This is a genomic window from Caulobacter sp. BE254, assembly GCF_031457295.1.
Lineage (GTDB): Bacteria > Pseudomonadota > Alphaproteobacteria > Caulobacterales > Caulobacteraceae > Caulobacter.
On sequence record NZ_JAVDWJ010000008.1, the window covers coordinates 178,377 to 195,178 of the forward strand.

Below are 16,802 nucleotides of genomic sequence, written 5' to 3' on the forward strand. Positions count from 1 at the left end.
GGCTCTGGATTCAAGAATTTAGAGCGCGAACGATCAGGGCGATCACGCCGCACCAGAGGGCGAGGCTGGCGATGGAAACCAGCAGAAGCCAGCCTAGGCGGTTCGAACGGCCGCCCTGGCGCGCCTGGTTGGGCGCGCCGCGGATCACATGACCCATGGCTTCCTCCCGAAAAGGCTCTCTACCAGAGCTGGAGTCAGAGGAACCCTCGTTCCAGGACATGCACAAGTCAAGCTTGATCGCCTGTCCCAGACGTGATCTCGGACACCTGGCGTTCGAAGCTAGGGCGAGACGCGGTTTATCCGCAAGGCGGGCGGGTCGATGCAGCCCGCCTCCCAGGCGCGGGTCCAGCCCAGGCGCTTGACCGGTTCGCGGAAGGCGAAGCGCAGCAGGTGCTCGGCGACGACATCCTCCAGCCGGGCCAGGGCCTCCAGGTCGACGGCTTCGATCGTGACGTCCAGGCCTTCAGGGTCGGCCAGCATGCTGCAGGTCCCCAGCGGCAGCGGGATCAGGGCCGAGACGTCGTCGTACGTCGCCTCGAACCGATGAGCCCAGTGCTTGGCCAGCTGGATCATGTAGCGCGCGCCGCGGTCGGTGTTCAGTCGGGCATGGCTCTGCATGAGGGTCAGACTCCTTCGATGGCGGCGGCCGCGTCGTCCATGATCTTGGCGATCGCGGCGACCTGCTCGGGGGTCAGCGAGCCGGAGGTCAGCTTCAGGCGCAGGGCGGTCTTGAGGTTCTCGCGGGCCCGCATGATCTGCGGCGAGAAGGCGGCGCTCTGGGCGGCGGCCTCGGCCATGCGGGCGAACAGACCGTGGACCGGCTGGCTGTTGGCCTCGAGAAAGGCCCGGCCCTCGTCGGTGATCGTGTAGAGCTTCTTGCCGCCGCCGGCGTCGGCCGCGGTGACGTAGCCCAGTTCCTCCAGCAGGGTCAGGGTCGGATAGATCACGCCCGGGCTGGGGGTATAGGCGCCGCCGGCGGCGGTCTCGACGGCCTTGATCAGTTCGTAGCCGTGGCTGGGCTTTTCGGCGATCAGCTTCAGCACGACCAGGCGCAGGTCGCCGTGATCAAAGAACCGGCCCATGCGGCCGCCGCGACGATGATGACCTTCGTGGCCATGGAAGCCGAACGGATGGCGGCCGAAGGGCGCACCGTGATGACCGCCGTGGCGGCCGGGGTGGTGGGGATGACGTCCAAACATGTGCGATTTAGATCCTGTTTCGTTATATCGAACTTACAGATATATCGGATGGCTCGAACGTCAAGAGCGCTTTCAGATATATCTGAAATGGATCGTGGCGCGTCTGGGGACAGGCGGCATGCGCCTGTCCCCGATCGTTCTGTCGCCCTACGTCCCCGGCGGGACCGGGAAGCCGCGATTGCGCATCAGGGCCCCGATCTTCACGTCGCGACCGCGGAAGCGGCGGAAGGCCTCGCCCGCGTCGATGGTGTTGCCCACGCTCATGATGTCGTCGTGCAGGCGCTTGGCCACGGCCTTGTCGTAGAAGCCCCCCGGCGCCTGCTCGAAGGCCTCGGCGGCGTCGGCGGTCAGGGTGTCGGCCCAGATGTAGTCGTAATAGCCGGCCGAATAACCCTCGCCGGAGAAGATGTGCCCGAACTGGGTGGGCCGGTGGCGCATGACGATCTCGGGCGGCATGCCGATCTCGGCCATGGTCGCCTGTTCGAACGCGGCCGGGTCGATGGCCTGGCCTTTAGCCGCCAGGTGGATCTTCATGTCGTAGATCGCCGAGGCCAGGTATTCGACCGTCGAGAAGCCCTGGTTGAAGGTCTTGGCCTTCTCGATCTTGGCCACCAGTTCGTCGGGAATCGGCTGGCCGGTCTGGTAGTGCACGGCGAACCGGCTGAGGACCGGCTTGGTCGGCAGCCAGTGCTCGTTCAGCTGGCTGGGGAACTCGACGAAGTCGCGGGCCACGTTGGTTCCGGCCAGGGCGGGATAGGTCACGTCGGAGTTCAGGCCGTGCAGGGCGTGGCCGAACTCGTGGAACATGGTCGTGGCGTCGTCCCACGAGATCAGCACCGGCTCGCCGGGCTTGCCCTTCACGAAGTTGCAGTTGTTGGAGACGATCGGCGTGATCACGCCCCGGAACTTCTCCTGGGTGCGGTACTCGCTCATCCAGGCGCCCGACTGCTTGCCGGCCCGGGCGTAGGGGTCGAAGTACCATAGTCCCACGCGCCGGGCGCCCTTGGTCACCTCCCAGACGCGGACGTCCGGATGGCAGACGGGCACGTCGGTGATCTGGGTGAAGGTGAAGCCGTACAGCTCGCCAGCCGCCCAATGGATGGCCTCGCGCAGCTTCTCCAGCTGCAGGTAAGGCTTGACCACGTTCTGGTCGAGGTCATAGCGCGCCTTGCGCACCTTCTCGGCGTAGTGGCGATAGTCCCAGGGCGCGATCTTGAAGGTCGCGCCTTCCGCGTCGGCGACCTTCTGCATGTCGGCCACCTCCTCGTGGACGCGGGCCACGGCGGGCTTCCAGACCTGCATCATCAGGTCCATGGCCGCCTGGGGGGTCTTGGCCATCTGGTCGTCGGTGATCCAGTGGGCGTAGGTTTCGAAGCCCAGCAGTTGGGCCTTCTCGGCCCGCAGCTTGAGGATGTCGGTGATCACCGCCTTGTTGTCGTGCGCGTCGTTGTTGTCGCCGCGCGACACCCACAGCCGCCAGCCCTTCTCGCGCAGGTCGCGGCGGTCGGAATAGACGAGGAAGGGCTCCATCGACGAGCGGGTGTTGGTGATCAGCCACTTGCCCGCCAGGCCCTTCTCCGCGGCGGCGGCGGCCGCCCCGGCCTTCACCGAGTCCGGCAGGCCGGCCAGGTCGCCCTCGGCCAGCTCCAGGGTGTAGCCTTCCTCGTCGGCCAGCTCGTTTTGGCTGAACCTGGTGTAGAGGCTGGCCAGGGCCTGGTTGATCTGGCCCAGGCGCGCCTTCTTGGCAGCGTCCAGCGCCGCGCCCTGGCGGGCGAAGCTGTTGTAGACCACCCAAGACAGGCGCTTCTGCTCGGGGGTCAGGTTCGAAGTCTCGCGGGCGTCGTAGACGGCCTTGACGCGGGAAAACAGGCGCTCGTTCTGGATGATCTCGTCGCTGAAGGCCGCCAGCTTCGGCGTGGTCTCGGCCTCGACCTTCTGCATGGCCGCGTCGTTCATGGTCGAGGTGAACACCCCGAACAGGGCGCTGACCCGGTTCAGGGTCCGCCCCGAATCCTGGAAGGCGGCCATGACCCCCTCGAAAGTCGGCGCCATGCGCTTGGCGGTCAGGGCGAAGATCTCCTGCCGCTGCTGCGCCATAGCCGCCTCGAAGGCCGAGGCGAACAGCTCGGGCTTGACCTTGTCCAGGGGCGGCAGGCCGCCGTGCGGACCCGTCCATGGGGCCAACAGGGGATTGGACGGAGGGGCGGCGGGCGTGGCGGCTTTGGTGATCATGGGCGTCAGGGCGGCCGCGCTGGCGGCGGCGAGGAAGGAACGGCGCTTCACGGCGGTCTCCAAGGGAACGAACCTGGACCCTAGAGCGCCGCGTGGCCGGGACGTAAGCGCTTTCATGCGGAATTCGTCCCGCCAATCGTGAAATTTGCGACAGAATTCCCGTGAGGGCTGGCTTGGGAGAGGCGCGTTCGTGCGCGAAACGCCGCCCCTGCACGTAGCCTGCGCGAAAATCTCAAGGGCGGCGCGTGGACGGTTCGGCAAGAGCGCGGTAAGCCCAGTCCATGTCCATCGGCGTCTTCGACTCCGGCGTGGGCGGCCTCACGGTCCACCGCGCCCTCGTGAACCGTCTGCCCCAGGCGGACTTCGTCTATCTCGCCGACCAGGCCAACGCCCCCTATGGCGGCCGGCCCGGCGAGGAGGTCGTCGCCCTGACCAGGGCGGGCTGCGAGCGCCTGTTCGACGCCGGGGCCAGCCTGGTGGTCCTGGCCTGCAACACCGCCTCGGCCATCGCCCTGCGTCGCCTGCAGCAGACCTGGTTGCCCGGCTATCGCAAGCAGCTCGGTCGACCGATCAACGTGCTGGGCATCATCGTGCCGACCATCGAGGCGGCCACCGGCCTGCCGTGGGAGCACGAGGCGGAACGGCGCGGCGACAAGGTCGAGCAGCTGGACGTGCTGGGCGTTTTCTCCACCCAGGGCACCACCAATTCGCGCGTCTACGAGATCGAGATCGACAAGCGCAAGCAGGACATCGCGGTGTTCTCGCAAGCCTGCCCGGATCTGGTGCCGATGATCGAGGCCGACGCCGGCGCCGTGGACCTGGCCAAGGCGGTCGAGGGCTATGTGCAGGCGCTGAAGACCCGCATCGGCCGTTATCCGGACCGGGCCGTGCTGGGTTGCACCCATTACGAGATCATCGCCGACATCTTCCGCGCCGCCCTGCCGGCCGGCACGCCGGTCATCCACCAGCCGGCCGCGACCGCCGACGCCCTGGAGCTGTACTTGCAACGCCATCCGGAGCTCGACCCCGGGACCGGCGGTTCGCGCCAGTTCCTGACCACCGGCGCGCCCGGCCCGCAGAACGGCCTGGTGGAGAGCTTCTGGGGCGGCCCGCTGCGGTTCGAGGCGGCTTAGGTCCAGGCGGCGAACGCTGACCCCCTACGGGCCTTCGGCCGTCTTCCCCCATAGGGGGAAGAGCCTAGGAATGCGGCTCCGCCCCCTATGGGGGCGGACAGACCGCGCAGCGGTCAGGTGGGGGCAAGCGCTGGCTTGACGCTGACCCTAGAAAGACCACCCTTCCTCCAAACGGGAGGGATCACCCATGAAACACCTGCTGATCACCGCCTTCGCGCTGGTCCTGACCGCCGCGACCGCCGTCGCGCCCGAAGCAAGGGCCGAAGTCGTCGACGCCCAGCCCAACGGCTTCCAGATCAAGCGCACCGCGGTGCTGAACGCCCCGGCCGACAAGGTCTATGCGGCGCTCTCCCAGCCGTCGCAGTGGTGGAACAAGGACCACACCTGGTCCGGCTCGGCGGCCAACCTGTCCCTGGCCCCGATGGCGGGCGGCTGCTTCTGCGAGAAGCTGCCGAACGGCGGCTCGGTGATGCACATGACCGTGGTCTACGCCCAGCCCGGCCAAGGCCTGCGGCTGTTCGGCGCCCTGGGGCCGCTGCAGATGTCCGGCGCGACCGGACACCTCGCCTGGACTCTGGCGGAGAAGGACGGCAGGACCATCCTGACCCAGACCTACGAGGTCGGCGGCTACATGAGCGGCGGGCTGGACAAGATCGCGCCGGTCGTCGACCAGGTGCTGGGCGAGCAGTTCGACCGGCTGAAGGTCTATGTCGAGACGGGCAAGGCCCCGTAGCCGCCGCCTACTTCTCGTAACTGGCCTTCTGGCTGAGCAGCCAGGAGAAGTCGGCCGTCAGCTGGCCCGACTTCTTGCCCTTGCCGCTCTTGGGGTCATAGGCCGTCCACACCCCCGCCGACGAGTGGCAGCCCATGCAGCTTTCGGTCTGGAAGGTCAGGGTGTTGATCCCCGGCGTCACCGGCTTGCCCAGGCCGTTGAGCGCCGAGTTCCAGACCGGCGGCTGGGCGGGGCCTGAGGCCGGACAGTCCTGGCCGCCGGGCAGCTCCTCGCCGTTGCAGGCCACCTGGTTGCCCTTCTGGAAATAGGTTTCCATGGTGATGTTGGTCAGGAACACCGGCGTGGGGGCGCCGCCCGGCTTGTTGCCGATGGCGCCTGGCAGGCCGCCGTTCCACGGCGCGGGCGGCGCCGTCGGGTCGGTCGGCCACTGGGTGTCGATCAGCTGGTAGTACTGCCAGACCGAGCCCTGGGCCTTCAGCGCCGCCTGGGCCTGGCGGTTCAGCGCGACCTTGTCGCCGGGGATCGGAACGCCGCGCCAGGCCTGGGTCGGGATGCGCGGATAGACGCCCTTGACCTTTTGCGGCAGCTGGTTGACGGCGCACATCGGGCAGTTGGGGTCGACGAACGACGGGTTCAGCTTGGGATGAGCGACCGCATCGACATCCAGGTTGTCGACCTGCTCGAAGGTGGACCAGATCCACTGCGGCGAGGTCTTGGTCTTGTGGCCGATGTGCATGCCGACCAAGCCGACCGTCACCTTGCGCTCCAGCGGCTTGCCGTCCGGCCCCGGGTCCATGACCACCGCCGGGCTGGTGTGGAAGCGGCTGAAGTCGTCCTTGCCGGGCTTAAGGATCCGCCAGGCGAACTTCAGCTCGAACGACCCGCTCCAGTCCTGGTCGGGCGTGCCGATCGGCATGGCGACCTTGCCGCCGGCCTTGGTGAAGGCGACCTGGCCGTTGATGTTGTAGAGGCTGCTGTCGCAGAGATAGCCGACCTCGTTGGGGTCGATCATGATCTCGTAATAGACGAACTCGCCGTTCTGATCGAGCATCGGGCCCGAGAAGGCCTGGTCGATGTCGTCGCCGAGATTGGCCGCGTTCAGTTCGCCCACCGCCGACAGCACCCCCAGGAAACGGGTCGAGCGCGGATCGGCGTTGGCCGTGGCCTGGACCGAGAACGGCGCCAGCCCCTTGCTGACCGGCTTGGCCAGGTCGCCGCGGAACAGGACCAGGGTCCGGGCCTTGGGCGTCACGCCGCAGGCGGCGGGCCGCGCGCCGTCGGTCTGGAAGATCGCGCTGGAATTGTGCCACAGCGTCCAGTGCGGCTGGCCGAAGCGGGTGTCGGTCAGCTTGGACGCGGCCTGGCCCTGGCTGTTGGTGGGCCAGTTCAGGGCCAGGAACATCTGCCAGGAATAGAGGTCGAACTCGCGCTGCACCTCGGAGAACTTCTGGGCCTTCTCCAGCTGGGTCTTCAACGCGATATCGACATCGCCCGGCATCTGCGGCGTCAGCCTGGGCGCGAAGTTGGGGAAGGCGGCCAGATAGGCCGGCTTGACCGGCGCGGCGGCCTTGATCGCCTGGGCGGCGAACAGTGCGCCGCCGCCGGCCAGGCACACCAGCGCCGCGGTCAGCGCCCGCCAGCCGAACGTCCGTCCCGGTTTCGAGATCTTCATCGCGCCCTCCGCCCTGCCGGCCGGGAGTCACGCGGCGTCGCGCCCGCGTCGATCGCCCAAGCCCTGTCGGAAGGGTGATCACTCTATGGAGGAAACGTCAATATATGATCTCTTAGGTAGAGATCGTGTGGCGCGCCCAAACTAAAACCCCGGGCGCGAGGCCCGGGGTTCGAGGATGATCCAACGCCTCGATCGGCCAGAGCCGATCCGGAAGGCTAGCTGGCGGCCTGCATGTCGTCGCTGGTGGCGCCCAGCAAGGCCATTTGCAGGCGCGAGCGGTCGCGGCGGGCCGATTCAAGAGCGCCTTCGGCCAGGGCGGCCTCCGAGCGGATCCGTTCGATCTCGGCCTGCATCTCGGCGACCTTGTCGTCGTGGGCGCGGCGGACCTCGTCTTCGGAGGCCTGCAGGGCCTCGAAGCGGGTCCGCAGCTGGGCGGCGCGTTCCTCGGACCGCTTGAGCGCCTTCTCGTGGGCGCCGACCGCCTTGGCCAGTTGGTCGGCGCGCTCGATCGCCGCCGCGCGAGCGGTGTCGACGCCGGCATGGCGGCCACGCAGGTCTTCGACCTCGTCCTCAAGATTGCGAACCCGTTCCAAGGCGCGCTCCAGGGCGACATTGAGGTCGCCAGCCCGGCGCTCGACGGCCTGCTGCTGGGCGCTGCTCTCGTTGAGACGGCCAGAGATCTGGCCGTTCATCTCTTCCAGCTTGTCGGCGCGGCCGGTGGCGGTCTCCAGACGGGTCTGCAGGGCCAGCGCCTCGGCGCGGCCGGCTTCGACCTGGGCTTCCAGGCCGCGGATCGTGCGGGCGCTGTCGGCCTGGACCGTGGCCAGGGCGTTGTCGGCGGCCAGCACGCGGGCGCGCTCGGCGGCGACCTGGGCTTCCAGTTCGGTCTCGATGCGCGACAGGCGGGCGACGTCGGCGCCGGCCTGTTCCAGGCGCTTCTTCACCGTGCCCAGCTCCTCGACCTGCAGGGCCGACTGCTGCCGGGCGGCGGCCAGGGCGGCTTCGGACTCGCCGCGACGTGCGTCGATATCCTGGGTCTGGGTCCGCAGGGTCTCGACGTCCTGGGCCAGGTGTTCGGCGCGGGCGGTGGCGTCGCGCAGCGCGGCCTCCAGGCCGCCGACCTTGAGCTCGGACTGCTGCAGGCCGTTGCGCAGGCGGTCGATTTCCAGCGCGCTGTCTTCCAGGGCGACGTCCAGCGACTGGCGGCGCGCCTCGGACTCGGTCAGGGCCGCGTCGGTGGTCGCCAGACGGGCCGAGAGCTCGCGCTCCTCGGCCTGGACGACGGCCAGCTGGCGGGCGGCCTGGTCATGGGCGGCGCGCAGGGCGATCAGCTCGGCGTGCTCGGCGCGACGGGCCTCGAACTCCTCGGCGACCGGACCCCGGATCTCGGAAAGCAGCGGCTCGATGGCCCGCAGGTGCTCGACGACGCGGCTGATGCTGTCCAGCCCGCCGTGGATGGTCTCGTAGCGGACGCCGATGGCCTGGGTGGCCTCGACCAGACGGTCGACGCCGCCGTCGACCTCGGGACGATCGTTCTCGGCGGCCAGCATCACCGGCTTGACGCCGCTCTTGGTGTTGCGATCGCCCTTCGACAGCAGCCTCATCTTGCCCACCCCTTAACGACCCCGCGGCTCGACGCCCATCGCGCCGATTCGGCCCCTCAGCCGCGCAGAATCATTTGCCCATTCGTTAACAGGATAGCCCGCGCCCAAGATTGCTGTCGAGGTGAAGATCACGCGTTCGGCGAGAGGCGCATTGACGCATCGCCAAATGCACGAAGCCGGCGCGCGAAAGCCGCCGCGACCGCAAAACGAGCGGTCGCGGCGGCTTCGAGCAGATCGATCGGAGGCGTTTTCGCCCCGTGCGAAAGCCTCAGGCGGCCTCTTGCTCGGCCGGGACCGCCGGCTCCAGGCGGATCATGTAGTCGAAGGCCGACAGGGCCGCCTTCGACCCCTCGCCCATGGCGATGATGATCTGCTTGTAGGGCGTGGTCGTCGCGTCGCCGGCGGCGAACACGCCGGGCAGCGAGGTCTCGCCACGGTGGTCGACCTCGATCTCGCCGCGCGGCGTCAGGGCCACGCCCGTGTCCTTCAGCCACTCGGTGTTGGGGACCAGGCCGATCTGCACGAACACGCCTTCCAGGTCGACCGTATGAACCTGGTCGTGGTTGCGATCCTTGTAGGTCAGGCCGGTGACCCTGGTCCCGTCGCCCAGCACCTGCGTGGTCAGGGCCGAAGTGACGATCCGGACGTTGGGAAGGCTGGCCAGCTTGCGCTGCAGCACCGCGTCGGCGCGCAGCTGGCTGTCGAACTCGATCAGGGTCACGTGGGCGACGAGGCCGGCCAGGTCGATGGCCGCCTCGACGCCGCTGTTGCCGCCGCCGATCACCGCCACGCGCTTGCCCTTGAACAGCGGGCCGTCGCAGTGCGGGCAATAGGCCACGCCCTTGTTCTTGTACTCGGCCTCGCCGGGCACGTTGATGTTCCGCCAGCGGGCGCCGGTGGCCAGGATCACGCTGCGCGACTTCAGGCTGGCGCCGTTCTCGAGCTTGACCTCGATCAGGCCGCCCGGCGTCCTGGCCGGGACCAGGCCGACCGCCTTCTGCAGGTTCATGATGTCGACATCGTAGTCCTTGACGTGCTGCTCCAGGGCCGAGGCCAGCTTGGGGCCTTCGGTGTGCGACACCGAGATGAAGTTCTCGATGGCCATGGTGTCCAGCACCTGGCCGCCGAAGCGCTCGGCGGCCACCCCGGTGCGAATGCCCTTGCGGGCGGCGTAGATCGCCGCCGCGGCCCCGGCGGGACCACCGCCGACCACCAGAACGTCGAAGGCGTCCTTGGTCTTGAGCTTCTCGGCCTCGCGGGCCACGGCGCCGGTGTCCAGCTTGGCCAGGATCTGTTCCAGGCTCATGCGGCCCTGGCCGAACGGCTGGCCGTTCAGCAGGATGGTCGGCACGGCCATGATCTGGCGCGCTTCAACTTCTTGCTGGAAGAGCGCGCCGTCGATGGCCACGTGGGTGATGGCGGGGTTCAGGGCCGCCATGGTGTTGAGCGCCTGGACCACGTCCGGGCAGTTCTGGCAGCTCTGCGAGAAATAGGTCTCGAAGCGGAACTCGCCTTCCAGGGCGCGGACCTGGTCCAGCACCTCGGCGTCGAATTTCGGCGGGTGGCCGCCGACGTGGAGCAGGGCCAGCACCAGCGAGGTGAACTCGTGGCCCAGGGGCAGGCCGGCGAAACGGACATCCGCGCTTCCGTCAGCGCGGGCGATCGCGAACGACGGCTTGCGGGCGTCGTCGCCGGCCAGGTTCAGGCTGACCTTGTCGGAGGTCCCGGCCACGTCCTCGAGCAGCGCCAGCATGTCCTTGGAGCCCTGGCCCTCGCCCAGCGAGGCGATCAGCTCGATCGGCTGGCGCAGGTTCTGCAGATAGGCTTTCAGCTGGGTCTTCAGACCATCGTCCAACATGGCGGGCTCCGACTTTCAGGCGCGCGGGGAGGGACGCGACGCCGGATCTTTTTTGGAATGTCTGGAATGGGGGGCGAAGCCGCCGGTTCCCAAGCCCATCAAGGGACGGAGGAACCAGCGGCGAACCCCGCCGCGCCTTTGGGGGCCGCGGCAAGTCGTTGGCGGGCTTAGATCTTGCCGACCAGGTCGAGCGACGGGGCGAGGGTCTTTTCACCCTCTTCCCACTTGGCCGGGCAGACTTCGCCCGGGTGGGACGCGACGTACTGGGCGGCCTTGATCTTGCGCAGCAGCTCGATGGCGTTGCGGCCGATGCCTTCGGCGGTCACTTCGACGAACTGGATCACGCCTTCCGGATCGATCAGGAAGGTGCCGCGGTCGGCCAGGCCGACGCCTTCGCGCATGACGCCGAAGTTGTTGGTGATCTGGCCCGAGGGGTCGCCGACCATGGTGTACTGGATCTTGCCGATGGCCGGCGAGGTGTCGTGCCAGGCCTTGTGCGAGAAGTGGGTGTCGGTCGACACGGCGTAGATCTCGACGCCCAGGCGCTGGAACGTGGCGTAGTTGTCGGCCAGGTCTTCCAGCTCCGTCGGGCAGACGAAGGTGAAGTCGGCCGGGTAGAAGAACACGACGGACCATTTGCCCTTCAGGTCTGCGTCGCTGACCTCGACGAACTTGCCGCCCTTGTAGGCCTGGGCGGTGAAGGGTTTGATCTGGGTGTTGATCAAGGACATGAAGTTCTCCTGCAAGGAATTGCGAAGGCCCTTCTACGCAAGGGAAGCTCATAGGACCAATCGATTGTTTCATTCTTGACGATAGGGTGAATCTATAGGCACCGCCCGACGCGTTCGCGGGCGCAGCAAAGATCTCGCCGATTATCTTTTGATTTCCGATAGATCGTCCCTATCTTGCGGACATGCTCCCCACCCTGCGTCAGCTGCAATATCTGAAGCTCCTGTCGGAGCATGGTTCGTTCAGTCGGGCGGCCGAGGCCTGCCACGTCACCCAGCCGACCCTGTCGGCCGGCATCCAGGAGCTGGAAAAGATCCTCGGCGCCCCGGTGGTCGACCGCGCCCGGTCTGGCGTGATCCTGACCGCCGCCGGCCAGGAGGCCGTGCGCCGCGCCGAGGCGATCCTGGCCCAGGCCGAGGACCTGGTGCAGGCGGCCCGCGGGGCGGGCCAGCCCCTGGCCGGCCGGTTCCGCCTGGGGGTGATCCCCACCGTCGCCCCCTACCTGTTGCCCCGCGCCCTGCCGGCACTGCGCGAACAGTTCCCCAAGCTGAAGCTCTATCTGCGCGAGGACCTGACCCATCGGCTGATCGCCGCCCTGAAGTCGGGCGGCCTGGACGCGGCCCTGATCGCCCTGCCCTACGACATGACCGGCCTGGACTGGGCCCATGTCGAGGACGACGAGCTGCTGGCCGCCGCCCCGGCCAACCACCGCATGGCGGCCTTCGACCGGGTCGATCCGGAAACCCTGCGCGGCGACGACATGATCCTGCTCGAGGACGGCCACTGCCTGCGCGACCACGCCCTGGCCGCCTGTGGGCTGGAGCCGCCGCGCGGCTCCAGCCTCGGTGACGAGGAAAGCTTCGCGGCCACGTCCCTGCCCACCCTGGTGCAGATGATCGGCTCGGGCCTGGGCGTGTCGTTCCTGCCGTCGATGGCCGTGGCCGCGGGTCTGGCCCACAACGCGCCGGTCACCATCCGGCCGCTGGACTCCGATCATTCCAGCCGCGAGATCGTCGTCGCCTGGCGGGCGGGCTCCAGCCGCGGCGCCGAGGGCCGGCTGCTGGCCCAGACCCTGCGCGACCTGCCGCCCGCCGCGCTTTCGCCACGGCATTAGAGCACCTATTCTTCCGCTACGCTTCACGAGACGAGGACGCCCATGGTTCGACGCATACCAGCGCTGATCGGCGGCGCGGCCCTCGGCTTGGCCGCCCTGGCCCCGCAGGCGTGGGCCCAGACCCCCCCGCCACCGCCCCGGACCGTCGAGCTGTTCCCTCAGGACCCCGGCAGCGCCGTGGTCGAGGAGTTGCAGGTGGTCGCCCGGCCGCCTGGCCCCGCCCTCTGGCTGGTCGAGAAGGGCGGCGCCAAGCTCTATGTGGTCGGCTCGGCTCCGCCCCTGCCGCACCAACTGAAGTGGGACAGCCCGCGCCTGAACCGCGCCATGGACCAGGCCAGCCTGGTCCTGGTGCCGCCAGAAGCGTCGGTAGGGCCCTTGCAGGTCACCAAGTTCTTCCTGACCGGCGGGGGCGGGGTGCGCTACGGCCCGTTCAGCAAGAACCTGGAGGAGCGTCTCCCGGCCGACCTGAAGGCCCGGTTCGTCAGCGCTCGCGAGCGCGCCGGACGCACCGCCGTGCCCTACAAGGACTGGAAGCCCGCCGTGGCCGGCTTCATCCTGCTGTCGGACTTCCGCCAGGCGGCCGGCCTGTCCGAAGCCAAGCCGGTCAGCACGATCGAGCGCATGGCCAAGGCCAAGGGCGTCAAGGTCAAGGCGATGAGCCAGTACCGCCTGGGCCCGATCCTCGCCAGCGCCGGCAAGCTGTCGGACGAGGCCAACCTGGCCTGCCTGCGCGACGCCCTGACCGAGCTGGAATATGACGGCGCCCATCCGACCGACATCGGGACCGACTGGGCCAACGGCGACCTGGCCAGCGTGCGGGCCCGTTACTCCAGCTCCGCCGCCCAGCGCTGCGTCATGCGCGCGCCTGGCGGCCCGGCCCTGCTGGCCCAGCAGATCGGGCAGTCGGCCGACGCCTTGAACGAAGCCCTGAACCGGCCCGGCGTGACCATCGCCGTCGTCGACCTGGCCTTCCTGCTGCCGGCTAACGGCGTCCTGGATCGCCTGAAGGCCTCGGGTGCGACCATCACCTCGCCCGTCGACTGAGGCGCGTCGCGGCAAGCTTGACCACACGGCGAAATATGTAAGCTTCACAATACATCTTGGGCTTGCATAGCGCAGATTTCCTGGCGAAGGTCCCGGGGCCGAAGACGCCTCGGACGGATCGGCCGCGGGAAATGCATGTCGCCAATTCGACACTTCATGGCATGGGCCTGCGCCCTGTCCCCGATTGGGGTCATGATTAATGGCGACGCAGCCGCGGCCTCTACCCCGGTCCTGGCCTGGGACGGCGCCAGGCGGCTGGGCGTCCAGTGCCTGGTCGACCCCGACCGCGCGCCGGATCGCCGCCAGCTTCAAGCCGCGCTCTGCGAGCGGGTCAGGGCCCTGGCCGCCGACAAGGCGCCGATCCCCGTGGTGCTGCTGGCGCCGGGCGATCCGGCCCTGATCGCCGCCGACACCGCCGTCCTGCTGTTCCACGCCAACCTCCAGCCGGGCGAAGGCCGCGACGGCCCGCTGCTGGTCTTCAGCCTGCGCGTCTTCCGCGCCACGGCCGCGCCGTCCGAGCTGTTCGGCGCCGCGCCGCGCGCAACGGCCCTGCCGACCGGCCCCGCCAAGCCCACCCCCCGGTTCGACGCGGCCGTGAACGCCGCGCTCGGCGAGACCCTGCCGTGGCGATCGCGGCCAACACCCTGACCTCGCCCGCCCGACGAAAAACGACGTCAACACCAGCCCACGGAAAGAACCGATGCGCCTTCACGACGAAAGCCTGGACCAGGATCTCGATCACGAGACCGGCTATCCGGTGTTCCAGGGGCCGACCGACGCGGTCGCCGCGCTGGATGTCTCGGTCGCGCCGGTCAACGCCTCGGTGGACGGCCAGGGCGGCACGATCCGCGACAAGCCGGTGTTCACGATCGAGCAGGTGATCGCGCAGCTGAACCGCGGCGACGCCGCCTGGACCCCCGGCGACGCCGCCCATGCCACCCCGCGTGACGGCGACGTCAGCGTGCTGAACTTCGGCTTCCACACCGCCGAAAGCATGTTCGCCGAGCCCTATGTCTACGAACAGGACGGCCAGCTGTACGGTCGCACCGAATATTTCGGCTTCGCGCCGTTCACCGAGGACCAGAAGGCCGCCGCCCGCGAGGCCATGGCCAGCTGGGACGACCTGATCGCCCCGACCCTGGTGGAGACCGCGCCCGAACAGGCCGACATCACCTTCGCCAACTACACCAACCGCCCCGGCACCCAGGCCTATGCCTACCTGCCCCACGACTACACGCCCGACAACGCCGACCTGATCGCCGGCGACGTCTGGATCAGCGCCAACCAGCCCAGCAACTTCCAGCTGGACGAGGGCCTCTACGGCATCCACACCCTGACCCACGAAAGCGGCCACGCCCTGGGGCTGGAGCACCCTGGCGACTACAACGCCGCTCCCGGCGTCAGCATCACCTACGCGGCCGACGCGGAGTACTACCAGGACAGCCGGGCCTACAGCATCATGTCCTACTTCGCCGCCTCCGAGACTGGCGCGCGGCACTTCGACTTCAACCTGTCGACCACGGTCTACGCCTCCACGCCCCTGGTGCACGACATCGCCGCCATCCAGGCGATCTACGGCGCCGACATGACCACCCGCACGGGCGACACGACCTACGGCTTCAACAGCAACGCCGGTCGCGATTCCTACGACTTCACCAAGACCACGGCCCCGGTCATGGCCATTTGGGACGCCGGCGGGATCGACACCCTGGACGCCTCGGGCTACGCGACCGACCAGATCATCGACCTGACCCCCGGTTCGCTCAGCAGCATCGGCGGGGTGACCTACGACACCGCCCCATCGTTCGAGCAGGTCAACGCCAACCGGGCGGCGGCCGGCTACGCCCCCGTGGCCCTGGCGACGTATAATTCCAACATGGCCGCGCTGGCGGCCCATCCGGTGGTCGGCCGTCTGACCGACAATGTCGGCATCGCCTATGGCGCGACGATCGAGAACGGGGTCGGCGGCTCCGGCTCGGACCGGCTGATCGGCAACGCCGCCGCCAACACCCTGACCGGCAACGCCGGCAACGACACGCTGGAGGGCCGCGACGGCGCTGACATTCTTCTCGGCGGCCTGGGCAATGACGTGCTGGACGGCGGGACGGGCGTCGACAGGATGACCGGCGGGGCCGGCGACGATCGCTACGTCGTCGACACCTGGCGCGACACGGTGACCGAACTGGCCGGCGGCGGAATCGACACCGTCTGGAGCTCGATCAGCTACAGCCTTTCGACCCACCTGGAAAACCTGCGGCTGATCGGCGACGCCGCCCTGGGCACGGGCAACGGTGCGGCCAACGTGATCGAGGGCAACGACGCCTTCAACCTGCTGAGCGGCGAAGGCGGCGCCGACAGCCTGTTCGGGGCCGGCGGCAAGGACATCCTGCTGGGCGGGTCGGGCGCCGACCGGCTGAACGGCGGAGCCGACTTCGATATCCTGGTCGGCGGCGGCGGCGGCGACATCTTCGTCTTCGACAACGCCTCGTTCGGGACCGGGGGCCGGTCGATCGACTTCGTCAGCGACTACGGTCGCAGCGACCTGTTCGACTTCAGCGCCCTGGACGCCAACAGCGCCCTGGACGGCGACCAGGCCTTCTCGCTGGTCTCGCACCTCACCGCCAGCGGCCTGGGCCAGATCATGGTCAGCAGCTATGCCAGCATCTTCTCGGCGGTCGGCGCCCTGGGCGGCGTCGACCTGGGCGCGTTCGGCCTGGGCGGGCTGTTCAGCCAGGCCTCGGTCATCTGGGGCGACCTGGACGGCGACGCCAATTCCGACTTCGCCGTGCTGGTGTCGGGAAGCAGCCTGTCGACCAGCGGCTGGCTGCTCTGAAGCAAACACGCGTCGGCCGGCCTTGCCGGGCCGGCCGACCGTGAACACCTCGGCGGGACATTCGTCGGAGACCTTCGCCATGCGCCTGCTCGGCATCGACCACGTGGTGATCCGCGCCCGCGACCCGGCCCTGATGGAGCGGTTCTATGTCCAGGTGCTGGGCTGCGGGGTCGAGCGGCGGCAGGACGCCATCGGCTTGGTGCAACTGCGCGCCGGCGCCCAGTTGATCGACCTGGTCGACGTCGCCGGCCACCTGGGCCAAACGGGCGGCGCGGCGCCGGGCGCGGACGGCCACAACATGGACCATCTGTGTCTGCGAGTGGTCGACTTCGACGTCGACACGGTGCGAGCGCACCTGGAAAGCCACGGCGTTACGATCGGCGACATCGGCGAACGCTACGGCTCGACCGGCGAGGCGACCTCGCTCTACCTGTCGGATCCGGAAGGCAACGGGCTGGAGTTGCGGGGCTGATCGTTTTGACTCCCCGTCCCCTTTCGTGCATAAGCGCGCGCTTCCGGCGCTTCATCAGCAGCGCCTCTACCGTCACGACCCCAGCCCGCTAGCGCGGGATCCATCTGGACGAGGCCGGTGAGGACCCCCATCGACGTGATCGTCCATGGGGGCTGATCGCGTTTGGGTCTTGGTTTAGC

15 protein-coding genes are annotated in these 16,802 nt (G+C 68.6%); 7 read left to right on the forward strand and 8 right to left on the reverse strand.

What is annotated here, in order from left to right; translation table 11 throughout:
* Positions 1–10: 10 nt before the first annotated feature.
* The 4 genes from J2X41_RS16000 to J2X41_RS16015 all read right to left on the reverse strand — a co-directional run bounded on the left by J2X41_RS16000 (position 11) and on the right by J2X41_RS16015 (position 3,482).
* Positions 11–157: a hypothetical protein gene (locus J2X41_RS16000; RefSeq protein ID WP_310083018.1), complete on the reverse strand. Its 147-nt coding sequence runs from the start codon at positions 155–157 to the stop codon at positions 11–13.
* 122 nt (positions 158–279) lie between these two features.
* Positions 280–618, reverse strand: coding sequence for a DUF2218 domain-containing protein (locus tag J2X41_RS16005; RefSeq protein ID WP_028039403.1), 339 nt, complete (start codon positions 616–618; stop codon positions 280–282).
* A gap of 5 nt (positions 619–623) precedes the next feature.
* Entirely contained in the window at positions 624–1,199 is a 576-nt protein-coding gene (locus J2X41_RS16010; RefSeq protein ID WP_310083019.1) for a PadR family transcriptional regulator, read from the reverse strand.
* A gap of 147 nt (positions 1,200–1,346) precedes the next feature.
* Positions 1,347–3,482: a M3 family metallopeptidase gene (locus tag J2X41_RS16015; RefSeq protein WP_310083020.1), complete on the reverse strand. Its 2,136-nt coding sequence runs from the start codon at positions 3,480–3,482 to the stop codon at positions 1,347–1,349.
* Between the two features lie 230 nt (positions 3,483–3,712).
* On the opposite strand from J2X41_RS16015, the gene J2X41_RS16020 reads away from it, so the two are divergent.
* Together J2X41_RS16020 and J2X41_RS16025 are read left to right on the forward strand one after the other, a co-directional pair.
* On the forward strand, positions 3,713–4,564 hold the full coding sequence (locus J2X41_RS16020) for an aspartate/glutamate racemase family protein (RefSeq protein ID WP_310083021.1): 852 nt from the start codon (positions 3,713–3,715) through the stop codon (positions 4,562–4,564).
* A 187-nt stretch (positions 4,565–4,751) separates the two neighbouring features.
* Positions 4,752–5,297, forward strand: a complete 546-nt coding sequence (locus J2X41_RS16025) for an SRPBCC family protein (protein WP_310083023.1) — start codon at positions 4,752–4,754, stop codon at positions 5,295–5,297.
* Positions 5,298–5,304: 7 nt separating this feature from the next.
* On the opposite strand, the gene J2X41_RS16030 is transcribed toward J2X41_RS16025, so the two are convergent.
* The 4 genes from J2X41_RS16030 to ahpC form a co-directional block, all read right to left on the reverse strand.
* Positions 5,305–6,969, reverse strand: coding sequence for a hypothetical protein (locus tag J2X41_RS16030; RefSeq protein WP_310083024.1), 1,665 nt, complete (start codon positions 6,967–6,969; stop codon positions 5,305–5,307).
* A gap of 215 nt (positions 6,970–7,184) precedes the next feature.
* Positions 7,185–8,573 carry an intermediate filament-like cell shape determinant CreS gene (locus tag J2X41_RS16035; RefSeq protein WP_310083025.1) on the reverse strand — a complete coding sequence of 463 codons (1,389 nt, stop codon included), beginning with the start codon at positions 8,571–8,573 and terminating at the stop codon, positions 7,185–7,187.
* Positions 8,574–8,841: 268 nt separating this feature from the next.
* On the reverse strand, positions 8,842–10,431 hold the full coding sequence (gene ahpF / locus J2X41_RS16040) for an alkyl hydroperoxide reductase subunit F (RefSeq protein ID WP_310083026.1): 1,590 nt from the start codon (positions 10,429–10,431) through the stop codon (positions 8,842–8,844).
* 167 nt (positions 10,432–10,598) lie between these two features.
* Positions 10,599–11,162, reverse strand: coding sequence for an alkyl hydroperoxide reductase subunit C (gene ahpC, locus J2X41_RS16045; RefSeq protein ID WP_028039395.1), 564 nt, complete (start codon positions 11,160–11,162; stop codon positions 10,599–10,601).
* A 182-nt stretch (positions 11,163–11,344) separates the two neighbouring features.
* On the opposite strand from ahpC, the gene J2X41_RS16050 reads away from it, so the two are divergent.
* The 5 genes from J2X41_RS16050 to J2X41_RS16070 all read left to right on the forward strand — a co-directional run bounded on the left by J2X41_RS16050 (position 11,345) and on the right by J2X41_RS16070 (position 16,623).
* Positions 11,345–12,274 (forward strand): hydrogen peroxide-inducible genes activator, encoded by a 930-nt coding sequence (locus J2X41_RS16050; RefSeq protein ID WP_310083027.1) that lies wholly within the window; start codon positions 11,345–11,347, stop codon positions 12,272–12,274.
* Positions 12,275–12,316: 42 nt separating this feature from the next.
* A complete protein-coding gene (locus J2X41_RS16055; protein ID WP_310083028.1) occupies positions 12,317–13,318 on the forward strand; it encodes a TraB/GumN family protein in 1,002 nt (333 codons plus the stop codon).
* 192 nt (positions 13,319–13,510) lie between these two features.
* Complete coding sequence (locus tag J2X41_RS16060; RefSeq protein WP_310083029.1) at positions 13,511–13,966, forward strand: hypothetical protein; 456 nt, start codon at positions 13,511–13,513, stop codon at positions 13,964–13,966.
* 52 nt (positions 13,967–14,018) lie between these two features.
* Positions 14,019–16,151, forward strand: coding sequence for a M10 family metallopeptidase C-terminal domain-containing protein (locus J2X41_RS16065; protein ID WP_310083030.1), 2,133 nt, complete (start codon positions 14,019–14,021; stop codon positions 16,149–16,151).
* Between the two features lie 79 nt (positions 16,152–16,230).
* Positions 16,231–16,623 (forward strand): VOC family protein, encoded by a 393-nt coding sequence (locus J2X41_RS16070; RefSeq protein WP_310083031.1) that lies wholly within the window; start codon positions 16,231–16,233, stop codon positions 16,621–16,623.
* The last annotated feature ends 179 nt before the right edge of the window (positions 16,624–16,802 follow it).